Below are 19,549 nucleotides of genomic sequence, written 5' to 3'. Positions count from 1 at the left end.
GCAGGACCACGCCGGCTCAACAACAGAAGGTCACGCACACCATGCGAGGCGGCCAGGTGACGAGCGAACACCGCACCCAAACCACCCGTACCACCGGTGACCACCACCGTCCCCGTGACATCAAACCCAGTCACCGCGTCACCGACAGACGCACGAGCCAGACGCGGCGCCAACAACCGACCATCACGCACCGCGAGCTGCGGCTCGTCCGAACCCAGCAACGCACCCCAGTCCGGCTCCCGGTCGCCCTCCACATCCACCAGAACGAACCGACCCGGATGCTCCGACTGCGCACTCCGCAACAAACCCCACACCGCAGCCTGAGCCACATCCGCAGCCCCACCACCAACCGACACCGCACCCCGAGTCACCACCACCAACCGCGACCCACCCAACACCTCACACGCCAACCACTTCTGGACCAAGGCCAGGGCGTCGGAAGCAGTCGGACGCGCTGCGGTGGCTACTTCATCGTTGAGTGCACCGACAGCGGCCAGCACCACCTCGGGTGCGCTCGCTCCGTCGGCCAGGGTCTTCTCCAACGCGGCCAGATCGGTGAAGTGGTCCACCGTTCCGCCGACCGGACCGATCGCGACGATTCCAGCAGTCCGTGCGGCGCCCGCGACAGTCTGTGCGGGAACCCAGTCCATCTCATAGAGGTGGCGCTCGCCGTCCCGCCGCGCGCCTTCCAGGTGCGCCTGCTCAACAGGGCGGACGTCGAGCCGCCGCAGACAGGCCAGCGGCAGGCCGTCCTCACCCGCGATGTCCAGCCGCAGAGAGGTCGGGTCCGGCAGCGTGATCCTCACGCGAATCCTGGTGAGGCCGAACCGCGCCAACTGGACTCCGGACCAAGAGAACGGCAGCCCGCTGGGGTTGTCCTCACCCATGTCGAGCATTCCCAGTCCGCCGTGCAAGGCGGAGTCGAACATGGCCGGGTGGATGGCGAACCCGTCGGACGATCCGGCCGCCTCCGGCAGCGCCAGTTCGGCGAAGACCTCACCGTCCCTGCGCCATGCGGACTGAACGGCGCGGAAGGCGGGACCGTAGTCGAAGCCCACGTCCGTGAGGTGAGCGTTCCGGTTGAGCAGCGTGTACAGCTCGGAGACGGCGAGGGATTCGGCTTCGGCCGGCGGCCACTGCAAGGAGAGTGACTCCAGCGGCTCGGCCTTGGTCGCGAGCCAGCCGCGAGCGTGACACGTCAGTTCGGTGATTTCGTCCTCGGCCGCCTCGATCCGGGAGAAGAAGGCGATCTCGCGTCGGCCGTCCTCGCCAGCCGGGCCGACCGTTACGCGGATCTGCCGCGTAACGTGATCCTCTAGGACCAGAGGTGCAGCAACGACGAGTTCGTCGACCACATCGCTACCCAACCGCCTGCCAACGGTCAGCGCCATTTCCACCATTGCAGCGCCTGGGACCAGGACGATCCCGAACACCATGTGGTCGCGGGTCCACGGCTGCGTCTCCTGGGACATGCTGCCCGTGAACACCCACTCGTCGCGGTCACCCACTTGCACCGCCGCCGCCAACACCGGATGCCGCATCCGATCCAGGCCAGCCGCCGAAGCATCACCCGCACTGGCCTTGCGGGTCAGCCAGTAGTTCTCGCGTTGGAAGGCGTAGGTGGGGAGGTCGATGCGTTGGGCGCCGGTGTCGGCGTAGAAGGTGTCCCAGTCCACCGTGATGCCGGCTGCGTAGGCGTGGCCGAGGAACCCGGCGAACGCTTCCGTCTCGCTCTGCTTCCTGCGTAGGGCCGGGAGGAACACGGCGTCGGTGTGCTCGGTCTCGGTGTCGAGGCATTGGCGCGCCATCGCGGTCAGGACGGCGTCGGGTCCGAGTTCGAGGAACCGGCGCACGTCCAGGTCCCACAGGGTGCGCACCCCGTCAGCGAAACGCACCGCCCCGCGTACGTGGCGGACCCAGTACTCGGCGTCGAACGCCTCAACTACCTTGCCCGTGACGTTCGAGACCACCGGGGTCTGCGGCGCCGCGTACTCCAGGCGCTCCGCAACCGCTCGGAACTCCTCCAGCATCGGTTCCATCCGCGGGGAATGGAACGCATGAGACACCCGAAGCCGGGTCGTCTTCCTGCCCTCCCACTGCTTGAGCCACTCCTCCGCCGCATCCTCGTCACCGGACACGACCACCGAAGTCGGACCGTTCACCGCCGCCACTTCGAGACGGCCCTCGAACCCCGCCAACGACTCCGCCACTTCGGGCTCGCTCGCCTGGACCGCGACCATCACCCCGCCCGCAGGCAACCCACCCATCAAACGACCCCGTGCCACCACCAGCTCTGACGCGTCACTCAACGAGAGCACCCCCGCCACATGCGCGGCAGCGATCTCCCCGACAGAGTGGCCGATCAAGAAGTCCGCGCGCAGTCCAAGCGATTCCGCCAGGCGGTACAGCGCGACCTCGACCGCGAACAACACCACCTGCGTGAACTCCGTCGAATCCAACAACCCATCGTCGGAGGCCAGGAGCTCCCGGACCGGGCGGCCCAACCGCAGATCAAGTTCCGCACACACTTCACTCAATGCCTGGTCGAAGGCAGGGAACTCCCCTGCCAGACCAAGCCCCATACCCACACGCTGAGAACCCTGCCCCGTAAACAAGAACGCCGACTTCCCCGCTACGGCGCTTTCCGCATCGCCCGTGGATATGTCGGCCAGGCGCGCTATCAACTCATCACGGCCACCGGCAACCACCACCGCACGCCGCTCCAGCAGTGCGCGCGAACCCACCAACGAATGCGCAGCATCCAGAGCAGATACCTCAGGCCACTCACTCACGAACGAACGCAACCGCTCCACCTGCGCACGCAATGCCGCATCGGAACGACCCGACACCACCACCGGAACCGCCGACAAGCCCGCACCGCCCGACGACGTGCCCTCCGGCGCAGCCGCATCCTCAACCGGCGCTTCTTCAACGATGATGTGCGCGTTCGTCCCACTCACGCCGAACGACGACACACCCGCACGACGCGGACGATCCCCCACCGGCCACGCACGCGCCTCCGTCAACAGCTCAACTTCGCCCGACGCCCAATCCACGTGCGGCGACGCCTCATCCACATGCAACGTCGACGGCAACACACCGTGCCGCAACGCCATCACCATCTTGATCACACCCGCCACACCAGCCGCAGCAGACGTATGACCAATGTTCGACTTGATCGACCCCAACCACAACGGATCACCAGAACGCTCACGACCGTACGTCGCCAACAACGCCTGCGCCTCGATCGGGTCACCAAGAACCGTTCCTGTGCCGTGGCCTTCGACCGCGTCCACATCAGACGGAGACAGCCCCGCACTCGCCAACGCCTGCCGAATCACCCGCTCCTGCGACGGACCATTCGGCGCCGTCAAACCATTGCTCGCACCGTCCTGATTCACCGCACTGCCACGAACCACAGCCAAAACCCTGTGCCCAAGGCGCCGAGCATCCGACAACCTCTCCACCACCAGCACACCCACACCATCCGAGAACCCAGTACCATCCGCCGACGCCGCATACGCCTTGCACCGACCGTCAGGCGAAACTGCCCGCTGGCGGCTGAACTCGGTCAGGAGATAGGGGCCAGCCAGCAGGGTCACACCGCCCACCAGGGCCAACGAGCACTCACCGGCTCGCAGCGCCTGGCCTGCCAGGTGCAAGGCGACGGCGGAGGAGGAGCAAGCCGTGTCCACCGACATCGCTGGACCTTCCAGTCCCAGCGAGTACGCGATCCGACCGGACACCACACTTGTCGTGGTGCCGGTCAGGCGGTAGCCCTCCAGCTCGCCCGACGCCATGCCGCCGTAGTCGGTCGTCACGACACCGGCAAAGACACCGGTGTCACTACCGCGCAACGTCGTCGGATCGATACCCGCGTTCTCGAACGCCTCCCACGAGGCTTCCAGCAGCAGACGCTGCTGCGGGTCCATCGCCGTCGCCTCACGCGGACTGATCCCGAAGAACTCGGCATCGAACTCCCCGATGCGCTCCAGGAAGGCACCGCCCCTGGTGTTGATCTTCCCCGGCTGGTCCGGGTCCGGGTCGTAGATGTTCGGGTCCCACCCACGGTCGGTGGGCAACCCACCCACCGCGTCACCGCGGGCGGCAACCAACTGCCACAGTTCCTCGGGGCTCGTCACCCCACCGGGGTACCGGCAGCTCATCCCCACGATGGCCAGAGGTTCGTCTGCGGCAACGCGCTTGGCCCGCGTGGCGGGCTTCGGTGCGTCAGCCACTCCGCCGATCTCGGAGAGCAGCAGCAGCGCGACCGCGGCCGGGGTCGGGTGATCGAAGATCAGTGTGGCGGGCAGGCGGACACGTGTGGCCTGGGTGAGTCGATTGCGCAGCTCGACCGCGCTCAGCGAGTCGAAGCCGAGCTCCTTGAAGGCCCGGTCCATGTCGATCGACGCAGAGGAGGCGTGACCGAGTACCGCCGCGACCTGATCCCGAACCGCATCCTGAACGATTCGTTCCCGATCTGCTCCGGCAAGGCCTGCGATGCGCTGCGCGAGCGATCCACCCGTCTCGGCGCGTCGGACAGGGACGGGAACGAGACCACTCAGCAGTGTGGGGAGCAGGCCGGCCCGGCCCTGGGCACGCAGCGCGGCCGGGTCAAGTTGGACAGGTGCGAGTAGCGCCTCACGGGTACCGAGCGCCAAGTCGAACAGCTCCAACCCGCGCGACGGGGAGAGCGCACTCATACCCGTGCTTTCCAAGCGAGCCAGTTCGGCCGCGCCGAGCTCGCCCGACATGCCTCCGACCTCGCTCCACAGCCCCCACGCGAGGGAAGTCGCCGAAAGCCCCGACGCCTGACGAGACGCTGCCAAAGCATCCAACGCTGCGTTCGCCGCGGCGTAGTTGCCCTGACCCGGGCTCCCCATCAACGCCGCCACCGACGAGAACACCACGAAGACGGACAGGTCAGCGCCGGCAGTCAGTTCGTGCAGATGCCAGGCCGCATCCACCTTCGGACGCATGACGCGGTCGATCTGCTCGGCGGTCAACGACTCCACGACACCGTCGTCCAACACACCCGCCGTATGCACAACCCCCGTCAACGGACGCTCCACCGCACCCAACACCGCCGCCAGCTGCTCACGGTCAGACACATCGCAGGCCACAACCCGAGCCGCACAACCCAACGCGTCCAACTCCGCAACCAGCTCCGCAGCACCCTCAGCCGCAGGACCACGCCGGCTCAACAACAGAAGGTCACGCACACCATGCGACGTGGCCAGGTGACGGGCGAAGATCGCACCCAAGCCACCCGTACCACCCGTAACCACGACCGTCCCCTCCGGATCGAAGGACCGAACGACCGCGTCCGACGCTCCAGCAGCCGAACGGATCAAGCGCGGCGCCAACAACCGACCATCACGCACCGCGAGCTGCGGCTCATCCGAACCCAGCAACGCACCCCAGTCCGGCTCTCGGTCACCCTCCACATCCACCAGAACGAACCGACCCGGATGCTCCGACTGCGCACTCCGCAACAAACCCCACACCGCAGCCTGAGCGACACCCGCAGCCCCGCCCTCGACCGACACCGCGCCCCGAGTCACCACCACCAACCGCGACCCAGCCAATGCTTCACACGCCAGCAGCCCCTGGACCAACGACAACGCCTCACGGACAGCTGCACGCGTTGAGGAAGGCGTGTCCTGGTCGTCACCCGGGATGCGGGCGAGAAGCACCTGCGGAGCCGGAACTCCCTGGGCAAGCGCCTGCTCAAGGGCTCCCAATTCCGAGTGGGTCTCCCCCGTGCCGATCCGCACGAGTTCTTGAGTGCCAGCGCCTGCGGCGGCATCGATCTCGTTCCAGCCCACCGTGTACAGCGATTGCCGTACGTCCTCACGGGTGCTGTCGATGCGTCCCTGTTCCACGGGGCGCACGACGAGCGAGCCCACGGAGACCACCAGATCGCCGTTCTCGTCCACAGCGTCCAGCCGTAGCGAGGTGTCACCGGTCCTCACGGAACGAACCCGCAGTCGCGAGACGTCGGGACGGTCGAGCCGCACGCTGTTCCAGCTGAACGGCATGAGGTGCGAGGCGGCATCGCCCTCGGTCAGCAGGATGACACCGCTCTGTAGAGCGGAGTCGAAGAGCGCGGGATGGATACCGAAGCCCTCATGCCCCTCGGGCAGCGTCACCTCGGCATAGGTCACGTCACCGTCGCGCCAGACGGCTTCGACGCCGTGGAAGAGGGGACCGTAGTCGTACCCGAGATCCGCGAGACGGCTGTAGAGGTCGTCGACGGGCATCGGTTCGGCGTTCCGCGGCGGCCACTGGTCCGGCCAAGCCTGGACCGGGGCGCTGTCCGCGCTGAGGGTTCCCCGGGCGTGGCAGGTGGCCTCGCTGTCGCTGAGGGTGCCTTCCGAGCGCGAGTAGATCGCCAGTTCACGACGGCCGTCCGTTTGGGACGCCCCAACGGTGATCTGGAGTTGGCGGGTGACCCCGTGCTGAACGATCAGAGGTGCTTCGAGGACCAACTCGTCGACCACCGGACTGCCGGCGTGTCGTCCGGCAGCGAGGGCGAGCTCGACCAGCCCCGTGCCCGGCACGACCATCGTGCCGAGAAGGAGGTGCTCAGCGGCCCAGGGCTGAGTCTCGGTGGAGACAAGGCCGGTGAGGACGCATTCGTCGCGGTCGCCCACCTGCACGGCCGCGGCCAGTACGGGGTGGTCGACGGCGACGAGACCAGCAGCTGACACGTCACCCGTGCTCGTGCCGGGAGACAGCCAGAACCGCTCCCGCTGGAAGGCATAAGTCGGCAGATCAACACGCCGAGCACCAACGCCCGCGTAGAACGCCTCCCAATCCACTGCGATGCCTGCGGCATAAGCGTGGCCGAGGAACCCGGCGAACGCCTCCGCCTCACCCTGCTTCCTCCGCAGAGCCGGAAGGAACACGGCATCGGTGTGCTCGGTCTCGGTGTCGAGGCACTGGCGAGCCATCGCGGTCAGAACCGCATCCGGACCCAGCTCCAGGAAGCGGCGCACATCCAGGTCCCACAAGGTGCGGACCCCGTCAGCGAAACGCACCGCCCCGCGCACGTGGCGAACCCAGTACTCGGCGTCGAAAACCTCAACTACCTTGCCCGTGACGTTCGAGACCACCGGGGTCTGCGGCGCCGCGTACTCCAGGCGCTCCGCAACCGCCCGGAACTCCTCCAGCATCGGTTCCATCCGCGGGGAATGGAACGCATGAGACACACGAAGCCGGGTCGTCTTGCGACCTTCCCAGTGCTTGAGCCATTCCTCGGCGGCGTCCTCGTCACCGGACACGACCACGGAAGTCGGACCGTTCACCGCCGCCACTTCGAGACGGCCCTCAAACCCGGCCAACGATCCGATCACTTCGGGCTCGCTCGCCTGGACCGCGACCATCACCCCGCCCGCAGGCAACCCACCCATCAGACGGCCGCGCGCCACCACCAGCTCTGACGCGTCAGCCAACGAGAGCACCCCCGCCACATGCGCAGCAGCAATTTCCCCGACCGAATGGCCGATCAAGAAGTCCGCACGCACCCCAAGCGACTCCGCCAGGCGGTACAGCGCCACCTCGACCGCGAACAACACCACCTGCGTGAACTCCGTCGAATCCAACACCCCACCGTCAGAGGCCAGGAGCTCCCGAACGGAGCGACCCAACCGCGGATCAAGTTCCGCACACACTTCACCCAGCGCTTGATCGAAGACAGGGAACTCCCCCACCAAACCAAGCCCCATACCCACACGCTGAGAACCCTGCCCCGTAAACAAGAACGCCGACTTCCCCCCAACGGCGCTTACACCCTCACCCATGGACATGTCGGCCAAGCGCGCCAGCAACTCATCACGACCACCAGCCACCACCACCGCACGCCGCTCCAACAACGCACGCGAACCCACCAACGAAAACGCAGCGTCCAAAGCAGATACTTCAGAGCGCTCACTCACCATGGATCGCAACCGCTCCACCTGCGCACGCAACGCCGCATCGGAACGACCCGACACCACCACCGGAACCGCCGACAAGCCCGCACCGCCCGAGGAATCAGCCTCCGCAACAGCAGCGTCCTCAACCGGCGCTTCTTCAACGATGATGTGGGCGTTGGTTCCGCTCACGCCGAACGACGACACACCCGCACGACGGGGACGATCCCCCACCGGCCACGCACGCGCCTCCGTCAACAGCCGAACGTCACCCGACGCCCAATCCACGTGCGGCGACGGCTCATCCACATGCAACGTCGACGGCAACACCCCGTGCCGCATAGCCATCACCATCTTGATCACACCCGCCACACCAGCCGCAGCAGACGTATGACCAATGTTCGACTTGATCGACCCCAACCACAACGGGTCCCCCACACGCTCAGCGCCATACGTCGCCAACAACGCCTGCGCCTCGATCGGGTCACCCAACTTCGTCCCCGTACCGTGGCCCTCAACGGCATCGATCTCCGACGGAGAAAGCCCCGCACTCGCCAACGCCTGCCGAATCACCCGCTCCTGCGACGGACCGTTCGGCGCCGTCAAACCGTTGCTCGCACCGTCCTGATTCACCGCACTGCCCCGGATCAGACCGAGGATCTGCCGCCCGTTGCGCCGTGCGTCCGACAGCCGTTCCAGGAGCACCAGCCCGACTCCGTCGGAGAACCCGGTCCCGTCGGCGGACGCCGCGTACGCCTTGCACCGGCCGTCGCGGGCCAGGCCGCGCTGGCGGCTGAACTCGACGAACAGGAAGGGGCCGGCCAGGACCGTGACACCGCCGGCGAGCGCGAGGGAGCACTCGCCTGCCCGCAGTGCGTTCGCCGCGAGGTGCATGGCGACGAGCGAGGCGGAGCACGCGGTGTCGATCGAGACGGCCGGGCCCTCCAGGCCGAGGCTGTAGGCGACGCGGCCCGACATCACGCTGCTCTGGGTTCCGGTCACCCGGAACCCCTCCAGCTCGGGAAGGGTCGACGGGCCGTAGTCGGAGGACACAGTGCCTGCGAACACGCCGGTGTCGCTCCCCCGCAGCGACGTGGGGTCGATGCCCGCGTCCTCGAACGCCTCCCAGGCCGCTTCCAGCGTCAGCCGCTGGGTGGGGTCCATGGCCAGGGCCTCGCGGGGGCTGATCCCGAAGAATTCCGCGTCGAACGAGGTGGCGGTGTCGACGAATCCGCCCTCGGTGGCGTAGGCGCTGCCCGGCCGTTCCGGGTCGGCGTCGTACAACCGCTCCAGGTCCCAGCCGCGGTCGGTGGGGAACGGGCCCATGGCGTCCCGGCCGGACGCCACCAGGTCCCACAGCTCGTTCGGTGACGTCACGCCACCCGGATACCGGCAGCTCATGCCGACGATGGCGATCGGCTCGACATCGCGCTGCTCCAGCTCGCGGACCTTGCGGTTGGCCGTCCGCAGTTCGGCGGTCACCCGCCGCAGGTAGGTGCGGAGCTTCTGCTCGTCGTTCAGCGGTCCGCTCCGGCCGTCGTCAGTCTTCCCGGTCATGCGGATCCGAGCTCCTTGTCGATCAGGTCGAACATGTCGCTGTCGGAGACGAAGTCGAGTTCGTCTTCCAGGTTGTCTTCGGTGGCCTCGTGGCCGGTGTTCGTCGCGCTCAGCAGGGTCCGTAGGCGGTTGCTGAGTGAGCGCAGTCGGGGTTCGGCGCCGGCCAGCTGCTGTTCGTGGCCGGACACGGCGATGAGGAGTGCCTCGAGCCGCTGTAGTTCCTGGTCGAGTGGTGACGGGTGCTGCCCGGTGGCTCCGCCGACCTTGGTGAGGATCAGTCGAGCGGCTTCGATCGGGGTGGGGTGGTCGAAGACGAGCGTCGCGGGCAGCCGGACGTCGACCACCTGGCTGAGTCGATTGCGCAGTTCGACGGCGGCGAGGGAGTCGAAGCCGAGGTCCTTGAAGGGGCGCTCGGGGTCGACGGCCGCGGCCGAGGCGTGGCCGAGCACGGACGCGACCTGGGTACGGACCAGGTCCAGCACCACCTGCTCGCGGTCGGCCTCGGGGACCCCGGCGAGCCGTCGTTCCAGCGAACGTGCGTTGTCGGCGCGGCGGGCGGGGGTCCGGACCAGTCCGCGGAGCAGGGCGGGGAGCGTGCCGGCCCTGGCCTGGTTGCGCAGCGCGGTCGGGTCGAGGCGTACGGGGGCCAGGAGCGGGGCGTCGGAGCGGAGGGCCTGGTCGAACAGTTCCAGGCCCAGGTCGCGGGAGATCGCCCCGATGCCGGTGCGTTCCATGCGGGCCAGGTCGGCTTCGGCCATCTCCCCGGTCATCCCCGTGGAGTCGGACCAGAGGCCCCAGGCCAGGGAGAGGGCGGGCAGGCCGGCCGTCTGTCGCTGCGTGGCGAGGGCGTCCACGGCGGCGTTGGCGGCGGCGTAGTTGGCCTGACCCGCGTTGCCGAGCAGTCCCGCGGCGGAGGAGAACAGGACGAACGCCGACAGGTCCATGCGTGAGGTCAGCTCGTGCAGGTGCCAGGCGGCGTCCAGCTTGGGGCGCATGACGTGCTGCACCTGTTCGGGGGTGAGCGACTCGATGACGCCGTCGGCCAGCGTGCCGGCCGTGTGGATCACCGCGGTGAGGGGGCGTTCCAGTGAGCTGAGCAGTTCGGCAAGCTGTGCGCGGTCGGCCACGTCGCAGGCGAGGACGCGGGCCTCGGCTCCGAGGGCCGCGAGTTCGGTGACGAGTTCGGCGGCGCCGTCGGCGGCGGGGCCCCGCCGGCTGACCAGCAGGAGGTGGCGCATGCCGTGTTCGGTGGCGAGGTGCTTGGCGAACAGGGCGCCCAGGCCACCGGTGCCACCGGTGATCAGCACGGTGCCCTCGGGGTTCAGGGGTGCCGGAACGGTCAGTACGACCTTGCCGACGTTGCGTCCTTCGCGTAGGTAGCGGAACGCCTCGTCGCCTCGGCGTACGTCCCAGGCGCGGATCGGTGCGGGGGCCAGTACGCCTCGTTCGAACAGGTCGGCGATCTCTACCAGCATCTGCTGGATGCGGTCCGGCCCGGCCTCCATCAGGTCGTAGGAGCGGTAGGTCACCCCCTCGCGCTGGCGTGCTACGGCCTCGGGGTCACGGAGGTCGGTCTTGCCCATCTCGATGAAGCGTCCGCCGCGCGGCAGCAGCTCCAGTGAGGCGTCGATGAACTCGCCGGCCAGGGAGTTGAGCACCACGTCCACGCCCGTGCCGCCGGTGGCGTGGTGGAGGACGTCACGGAATCCCAGGTCACGGGAGGAGGCGAGGTGCGCTTCGGGGACGCCCAGGGCTCGTACGGCGTCCCACTTGGCCGGGCTGGCGGTGGCGTAGGGCTCGGCGCCGAGGTGGCGGGCGAGCTGTACGGCGGCCATGCCGACGCCGCCGGCGGCGGCGTGCACCAGCAGCTTCTCGCCGGGCCTCAGGTCGGCCAGGTCGATGAGGCCGTAGTAGGCGGTCAGGTACACGACGGGGATGGCGGCGGCCTCGGTGAAGGTGAGGCCTTGCGGGACCGGCGCGAGGGTCTTCCGGTCGGCGATGGCGACGGGGCCGAAGGCGTCCTTCACCAGTCCGAACACCCGGTCGCCGGGGACCAGGTCGGTGACGGCGGAGCCCACTTCGAGCACGATGCCCGCCGCCTCGCTGCCCAACGGCGCCTCGCCCGGGTACATGCCGAGTGCGATGAGCACGTCCCGGAAGTTGAGGCCGGCGGCCCGGACGGAGACGCGGACTTCGCCGACGCCCAGGGGGCGGTTGCTGTCGGAGGGCTGGACGGTGAGGTTCTTCAGGGAGCCCTTCTCCGTGCTGGCGAGCCTCCACGACCGGCCGGTCGGTCCCGCGGTCGCCCGCCCCAGGCGAGGGGCCAGCAGGGCGTCGCCGCGTACCGCCAGCTGCGGCTCGTCGAGGCCGGCCAGTGAGCTCCAGTCGGGCTGGGCGCCGCCGTCCGTGTCGACGAGGACGAAGCGGCCGGGGTGTTCGGTCTGTGCGCTGCGCAGCAGTCCCCAGGCGGGGGCCTGGGTCAGGTCCAGGGGTTCCGCGCCCACGGCGACCGCCCGGCGGGTCACCGCCACGAGGGTGGCTTCGCCCAGCCACTCGCTGGCCAGCCATCTCTGGACCAGGGCGAGGGTGCGTTCGGCGACCGCGGTCGCGGCGTGGGTGGGGTCGTCCGTTTCCGGGTTCTCGATCTGGACGAGCACCAGGTCCGCGCTGGTGGCTCCGTCGGCGAGCGCGGCTTCCAGGGCGGGCAGGTCGGCGAAGCGCTCGCCGGGTGCGTCCAGGTCGCCGAGGGACACGATGCGGGCCTGCGAGGGCGTTCCCGTGACCGGCGCCCACTCCAACTGGAACAGTGCGTCGTGCTCGCCGCGGGGTCGCGCCAGCTGCGCGGGGTCGACGGGGCGCACGGCGAGGTTGTCGACGGCGACGACCAGGTCGCCGTTCTCGTCGACGACGTCGACGCGGAAGCCGGAGTCTGCGGCGGTGTCGATGCGTACGCGCACCCGGTCGGGTGCCGACCGCCCGCACTGCACCCCGGACCAGGAGAACGGCAGGTCGGGGGTCGACCCGGCGGTCTTGTCCAGCATGCTGGCGTGCAGCGCGGAGTCGAACAGCGCCGGATGGATGGCGAATCCGTCGGTGGGGGTGCCTTCGGGGAGGGTGACCTCGGCGTACAGCTCGGTGCCGCTGCGCCACACGTTCTGCACGCCCTGGAACAGGGGCCCGTAGTCGAGCCCGATGTCCGCCAGTTGCTCGTACAGGGTCTCGGCGGATGCCTCGACGGCTGCGATCGGCGGCCAGGAAGCGGGGAAGGGCGGCGCGGGATCGGAACCGGCCTCGGCCTCGGCTGCGAGCCAGCCGCGGGCGTGCCTGATGACTTGCCGCGCACCGTCAGTCGCGGTCGCGGTCGCGGTCGCGGTGCCGGTCGCGGTGCCGGTCCCCGCCTCGGCGAGGGAGTGGACGGCGACTTCGCGGCGACCGTCTTCGCCGGGCTTGCCCACGGTGACCCTGATGTGTCGGGCGGAGCCCTCTTCGAGGATCAGCGGAGCTTCGAAGACCAATTCGTCCAGGAGGACGTGGCCGAGGTGGCGTGCTGCGGCGAGGACGAGTTCGACCAGAGCGGCGCCCGGCACGATCACCGAGCCCAGCACCACGTGGTCGCTGACCCACGGCTGCGACTCGGTGGAGAAGCGACCGGTGAACACCCATTCGTCGCGGTCGGCGACCTGCACGGCCGCCGCCAGCACGGGGTGTTGCATCCGGTCGAGGCCGGCAGCAGCAACGTCACCGCCCTGCGCTGCCGGGGTCAGCCAGTACTTCTCGCGCTGGAAGGCGTAGGTGGGCAGGTCCACCCGCTGTGCGTCGGTGCCTGCGTACAGGGCTTCCCAGTCGATGCGGACACCCGCGACGTGTGCTTGGCCGAGCGAGAGGAGGAAGCGTTCCAGGCCGCCCTCGTCACGACGCAGGGAGCCCACCACGGCGACGCGGTCGACCGCGGACTGTGCCTCGATCGTGCCTTCCACCGCCATGGTGAGCACGGGGTGGGGGGACATCTCCAGGAAACAACCCGTGCCCTTGTCGACGAGCGCACGGATCGCCGGCTCGAAACCGACCGGGTTCCGCAGATTCCGGTACCAGTATCCGGCATCCATCGTCGTGGTGTCCAAGAACTCACCCGACACCGTCGAATAGAACGGAACCCGCCCCTTCAACGGCACCACCGGCGCAAGCGCCTCCCGCAACTCCCCCTCAAGCACCTCCACCTGCACCGAATGCGACGCGTAATCCACCTTCACCCGCCGAGCCCGAACCTCATCGCGTTCACACGTCGCCAACAGCTCGTCCAGGGCCCCCGGCTCCCCCGCGACCACCACCGACGAAGGACCGTTCACCGTCGCCACCGACACCCGACCCGCATACGGAGCAATCAACTCCCCAGCCCGCTCCGCACCCACCGCAACCGACATCATCCCGCCCAAACCAGCCAACCGATCACGCACCAACTGACTACGCACCGCCACGATCCGCGCAGCATCCCGCAACGACAACCCACCCGCCACATACGCCGCAGCAATCTCCCCCTGCGAATGCCCCACCACCGCGGACGGCTCCACACCGTACGAACGCCACACCGCCGCCAAACCCACCATCACCGCGAACAACGCCGGCTGCACCACATCCACCCGCTCCAACGACGGCGCACCCTCAACACCCCGCAACACATCCTCAAGCCGCCACTCCACAAACTCCGACAACGCCTCCCCACACACCCCCACCTCAGCAGCGAACACCGAAGACGCATCCAACAACCCCACCGCCATACCCACCCACTGCGCACCCTGACCCGGGAACACGAACACCGACTTCACACCCGCACCGGCAACCTGCCCCTCCACCACATTCACCGCAGGAGCAGCCGAGCTCAGTTCGCCGAGGCCGGTGAGCAGGGCGCCGCGGTCGGTGGCGACGACCACGGCTCGGCGTTCGAGGTGTGCACGCGCGGTCGCCTGGGCGAATCCGATGTCCAGGTGGTCCAGTTCGGGGCGGGCGATCATGTGGGCGCGCAGCCGGTCGGCCTGCTCGCGCAGTGCCGTCTCGCTGCGGGCGGAGAGAGGTACGAGGATCGGCAGGCGGGCGCCGGGCGGGCGTTCCCCGGTGGGTGCCTGCTGCCGGGGCTCGTCCTCGTTCGGGGCCTCCTCCAGGATCACGTGGGCGTTGGTGCCGCTCACGCCGAAGGAGGAGACGCCCGCACGGCGAGGTCGTTCCCCCGCGGGCCACGGTCGGGCTTCGGTGAGTAGGGCCACTTCGCCCGACGTCCAGTCCACGTGGGGTGACGGGGCGTCCACGTGCAGGGTGGGCGGAAGCGTTTCGTGTCGCATCGCCATGACCATCTTGATGACGCCGGCTACCCCGGCCGCGGCCTGGGTGTGGCCGATGTTCGACTTGATGGAGCCGAGCCAGAGCGGGCCGTTCTTCCGTTTCTGGCCGTAGGTCGCCAGCAGGGCTTCGGCTTCGATCGGGTCGCCGAGGGGTGTTCCCGTGCCGTGGCCCTCGACCGCGTCCACATCGGACGGGGACAGCCCCGCGCTGTTCAACGCCTGGCGGATGACCCGCTCCTGCGAGGGACCGTTCGGCGCGGTGAGGCCGTTGCTCGCACCGTCCTGGTTGATCGCCGTGCCGCGTACGAGGGCGAGGATCCGGTGCCCGTTGCGCTGGGCGTCGGACAGTCGTTCCAGTACGAGCAGGCCGAGGCCTTCCGCCCAGCCGACGCCGTCGGCGGCCGCGGCGTACGCCTTGCAGCGTCCGTCCGGGGACAGGGCGCGCTGGCGGCTGAACTCCACGAAGGCGCTGGGGCGGGCCAGTGTGGTCGCGCCACCGACGACGGCGAGTGAACACTCCTTGGCGCGCAGGGACTTGGCCGCCAGGTCGATCGCCACGAGGGAGGCGGAGCACACCGTGTCGACGGTGACGGCGGGGCCTTCGAAGCCGAAGGTGTAGCTGATGCGGCCCGAGGCGACGCTGGGCGACGACGCGATGGAGAGGTAGCCCTCGATCTCCGGGCGTTGGTCGCTGAGACTCGCGACGAACTGGTAGTCGGAGAACATCAGTCCGCAGAAGACGCCGGTGTCGCTGCCCTTCAGCGTCAGCGGGTCGATGCCGGCGTCCTCGAACGCTTCCCAGGCGCCTTCGAGCAGCAGTCGTTGCTGGGGGTCCATGGCGAGGGCCTCGCGGGGGCTGATCCCGAAGAACTCGGCGTCGAACTCGGCCATGTCGTCGAGGAATCCGCCGTGGCGGGTGTAGGCCGTGCCGGGGTGGTCGGGGTCGGGGTCGTAGAGGTCGTCCAGGTTCCAGCCACGGTCGCGGGGGAACTCCGAGAGTCCCGTGCGTCCCTCGGCGACCAGCGACCACAGGTCCTCGGGTGAGGCGACCCCTCCCGGGTAGCGGCAGCTCATGCCCACGATCGCCAGGGGCTCGCCCGCCTGGTCGAGCAGCTGTTGGTTCTGGCGCCGCAGACGCTCAGTCTCCTTCAGCGACTTGCGCAGGGCTCCGACGATGTCGGGCTTTTCGAGGGCCATGCGTGTTTCCCCCACCTTCGGGCTCATGCCGGCGACCATGTGGTCGACGTACTAGATCCCGGGGTGGCCCTCCCGGATACAACGATTCCTCGGCTTTTTTCGAGGCATGTGTGTGCGGCGTGGTGTCCGGGTAGTCCGACGGGTCGTCGCCCGGTCTCCGCACGGGTCCGCGGGAGGCGTCCGGAGTGGGGGTTCCGGGCCCCGACCGATGGGCGCGGGCCGTGGTTCCCGGAGGCACTGCCCTTCCGGAACCACGGCCCGCGCCCTGGGGTTTCCACGGATTCCCGTGCGGCTCACGCCTGCGTGGTCGCGTGGCCCTTCAACCGTCGGTGTTGCTCAGCTCTCGGTGTTGCTCAGCCGTCGGTGTTCTCAGCCGGTCTTCTCGGCCTTCTCGGCCTTCTCGGCCTTCTCCAGGGCGACGTCCTCTTCTTCCTTCTGCGGTTCCGGTGTCGGGAAGCGGAGGAAGAAGGTGCAGGCGACGGCGCCCAGCAGGAGGAAGGCGACCGGTAGGAGGCCCGTTTCGCTCAGGGCGGTGCTGTAGGGCTCGTGGAACGCCTCGGGGATCGCGCTGGGGCTGCCTTCGAACTTGGCGCCGCCGGCGCTGATGCCCGGCAGGTGCGCTTCGATGCGGTCGACGAACAGTGCGCCGACCGCGGCGCTGCCGAGCACGGCACCCATCTGACGGTTGGTGTTGTAGATGCCCGAGCCCGCGCCGGACTGGCGGACGGGGAGGTTGCGGGTGGCGATGGCGCCCAGCGGTCCCCAGACCATTCCGTTGGCGACGCCGGTCAGGGCTGCCGTGGCCGAGAACATCCACAGGTGCGAGTCGGGTTCCATCAGGAGGCTGAACCCGACGATCGTGAGGGCGAAGAGCACGAAGCCGAGGGCGGTGAAGGTGCGGGGGTGGGCCTTGTCGGAGAGTTTGCCGATGGTGACGGAGAAGACGCCGGTGAGGATGGCCAACGGCGCGAAGATCAGGGCGGATTCCATGGAGGAGAGCCCGCGTACTCCCTGGAGGTAGAAGTACGAGGGGACGGTCATCGCGGTCACCGCGGCGCCCATGGTGGCGATCCCCACGTTGGCCAGCGCGAAGTTGCGGTCGCGGAACAGGGACAGGAGCAGGAGGGGTTCGCCCTTGCTGCGGGCCTGGGTGACGACGAACACCGTCAGGACGAGCAGCCCTGCGGCGATCATCGACCAGATGCTGGCCGACCAGTCCCGGTTGTTGCCCTCTTGGAGGCCGAAGACCAGGAGGAACATGCCGGTGCAGGACAGCACGATGCCGAACGGGTCGATCCGGTGCTTCGTGGTCTCCAGTGTCGGCACCAGCTTCCAGGCCAGGGCGAACGCGACGATGCCGATGGGGACGTTGATGAGGAAGATCCACTCCCAGCCGACGGAGTCCACCAGCAGACCGCCGAGTACCGGGCCGAGCAGCAGGGCGACGCCGGCGGAGCCGCCCCATGCGCCCATCGCGGCGCCGCGCTTGTCCGCGGGGAAGATCTTGGTGACCACTGCCATGGTCTGGGGTGTCATCAGCGCGGCCCCGAAGCCCTGTACGGCACGGGCGGCGATCAACCCGTCGATGCTGTCCGCCACTCCGCACCACAGGGAGGCGAGGGTGAACACCACCAGGCCGACGAGATAGACGTTCTTGGGGCCGTAGCGGTCGCCCAGTCGACCGGTGAACAGCAAGGGCGCTGCGTAGGTGAGCAGGTAGGCGCTGGTCACCCAGATCACTTCGGAGACGCTCGCCTTGAGCGACTCCATGATCGCGGGGTTGGCGACCGCCACGACACTCATGTCCAGCAAAATGAGGGAGAATCCGACAAGCAGTGCGCCTAGCGCTTGCCATGGATTTCGTTCAACGGTCACGATTTCCTTCCCAGATGATTGCGACCCGTGGGATCACCACATGCCTCCCCGCGAGCTGACTGTGCCCCCCTGCGAAGAACATGGATCCGGCGGTGTCCGACCTGGATACGTTCACGAGGGCATTTCCCGGCGAATGTGGCGGACGTCACATCGACTCGACCGTCGGCCAATTCCACGTACGACACCGCCGATTACCCGTGAGGCGATTCCTGGCCGGATGAGTCAGAACGTGCCTGATCGTCCGTGCATGCGTCATGCGCCCCGCTGGAGAGGAGGACCGCCACCGACAGGTGCGGCCGGCGCACCGCGGCGAGCCGGCCGGACACGCCGGAAGGCCAACCGAGTCCGCCGGAACGAGAGTAGCCAGGAACTCCCGCACGGACATCACCAACATGAGTGAACGCTGTGCGGAATTCGGCGAGTTGACCGAATCACTACGAGGGAATCCGGACATGCGATCGTCCGACGGCGGAACCGGAGGGGCCGGCGAACGCGTCGACCTGGTGCAGCACCCCGTCGGACCAGCACCTGGGCGCCGACACCCCCACCCCGCCCGGGACTCCGGGGCCGACCGCGCGGTACGGCACCCCGGGGCGCACCACTGCACCGAGAACCACACGACCCGCACTTCCCGATCCGGTCACCACCGAACAGGCTCAGTGCAAAATTCAACTGCTTAGGGCGAGTCTCGCGGATTGAGACCCCGTCCCGAGAGGCTACGCATGGTAAACAGACACAAGGGTGAGGAACAGGCTCTTTCTAGTCGACTTATGGGCCAGACCCGACCTCAGGGTCCCCAATGAGTCGATCTAACACGCTGTACGTTCAAGTTCGTCCGCTAGTAGATTCTGCCTCCAGCCAGACCCGAGGGGCCCTGTGAGTAACGGGCGGGAAAAAACTCCCGGGTAGCATGGCTCATTACCCTCGGTCAACACTACTATTTGGCCGGCGGTACTGGGGGAGCAGACGAAACCGGGGGATTTATGCGTACGCCTACCCTGAACGAGCTAGTAGACCAGTGCATGGCGGGGAACCAAGACGGCTGGAACCGAATTGTAGAGCGGTACACACCTTTGATATGGGCGATCGCCCGCGGCCATAGACTCAGCACGGCCGACTGCGAGGACGTCAGCCAGACCACCTGGATGCGGGTGATCCAGCACCTGGGCAAGCTCCGCGATCCCGAGAAGCTCACGCAGTGGATCGCGGTATCGGCCCGCCGGGAGAGCCTGAAGCACATCGAGAAGTCCGGTCGCAGCGTGCCCGTCGGGGACTCACCCGTCTTCGACCGCTCGGAGCCCTCGGAGAACCTTCCCGAGGAAGCGGCACTGGCGAAGGAACGCGACAACGAGGTGCTGTTGGCCTACTGCGCGCTCTCGCCGAAGTGTCAGGCGTTGCTCGGGCTCCTGGTGACCGACCCGCCGATGTCCTACGACGAGATCAGCGCCACGCTGGGCATGCCGCGCGGCTCGCTGGGCCCGGTGCGGGCGCGGTGTCTGGCCCACCTGGAGAAGCTGTTGAAACGTGAAACGGAGCGGTCGGAACAGGCCGCGGAGTTGCTCAACGCGATCACCCGCTCCGGCCTGCGGACCTTCGCCCTGGAGCAGCACCGCTGATCCCGTGCACCGGGCGTCTCGGAGCTGCCGCGCCTTCGCGTTCAGCGAAGCCCGG

The 19,549-nt window shown here is 68.4% G+C and carries 3 protein-coding genes and 1 pseudogene; 1 reads left to right on the top strand and 3 read right to left on the bottom strand.

Annotated elements, in window-relative coordinates; all coding sequences use genetic code 11:
- The 3 genes and pseudogenes from ACFV88_RS15095 to ACFV88_RS15085 all read right to left on the bottom strand — a co-directional run.
- A pseudogene (locus ACFV88_RS15095) lies at nt 1–9,434 on the bottom strand (type I polyketide synthase); the annotation flags it as partial.
- Nucleotides 9,435–9,469: 35 nt separating this feature from the next.
- Complete coding sequence (locus ACFV88_RS15090; RefSeq protein ID WP_385490607.1) at nt 9,470–16,003, bottom strand: SDR family NAD(P)-dependent oxidoreductase; 6,534 nt, start codon at nt 16,001–16,003, stop codon at nt 9,470–9,472.
- Nucleotides 16,004–16,372: 369 nt separating this feature from the next.
- On the bottom strand, nt 16,373–17,878 hold the full coding sequence (locus tag ACFV88_RS15085) for an MFS transporter (protein WP_385490605.1): 1,506 nt from the start codon (nt 17,876–17,878) through the stop codon (nt 16,373–16,375).
- 983 nt (nt 17,879–18,861) lie between these two features.
- Between ACFV88_RS15085 and ACFV88_RS15080 the strand changes: the two genes are divergently transcribed.
- On the top strand, nt 18,862–19,494 hold the full coding sequence (locus ACFV88_RS15080) for an RNA polymerase sigma factor (protein ID WP_385490602.1): 633 nt from the start codon (nt 18,862–18,864) through the stop codon (nt 19,492–19,494).
- The last annotated feature ends 55 nt before the right edge of the window (nt 19,495–19,549 follow it).

It is taken from the genome of Streptomyces sp. NPDC059816 (genome assembly GCF_042732055.1).
Lineage (GTDB): Bacteria > Actinomycetota > Actinomycetes > Streptomycetales > Streptomycetaceae > Streptomyces.
This window is presented reverse-complemented; position numbering and strand designations above follow the sequence as displayed.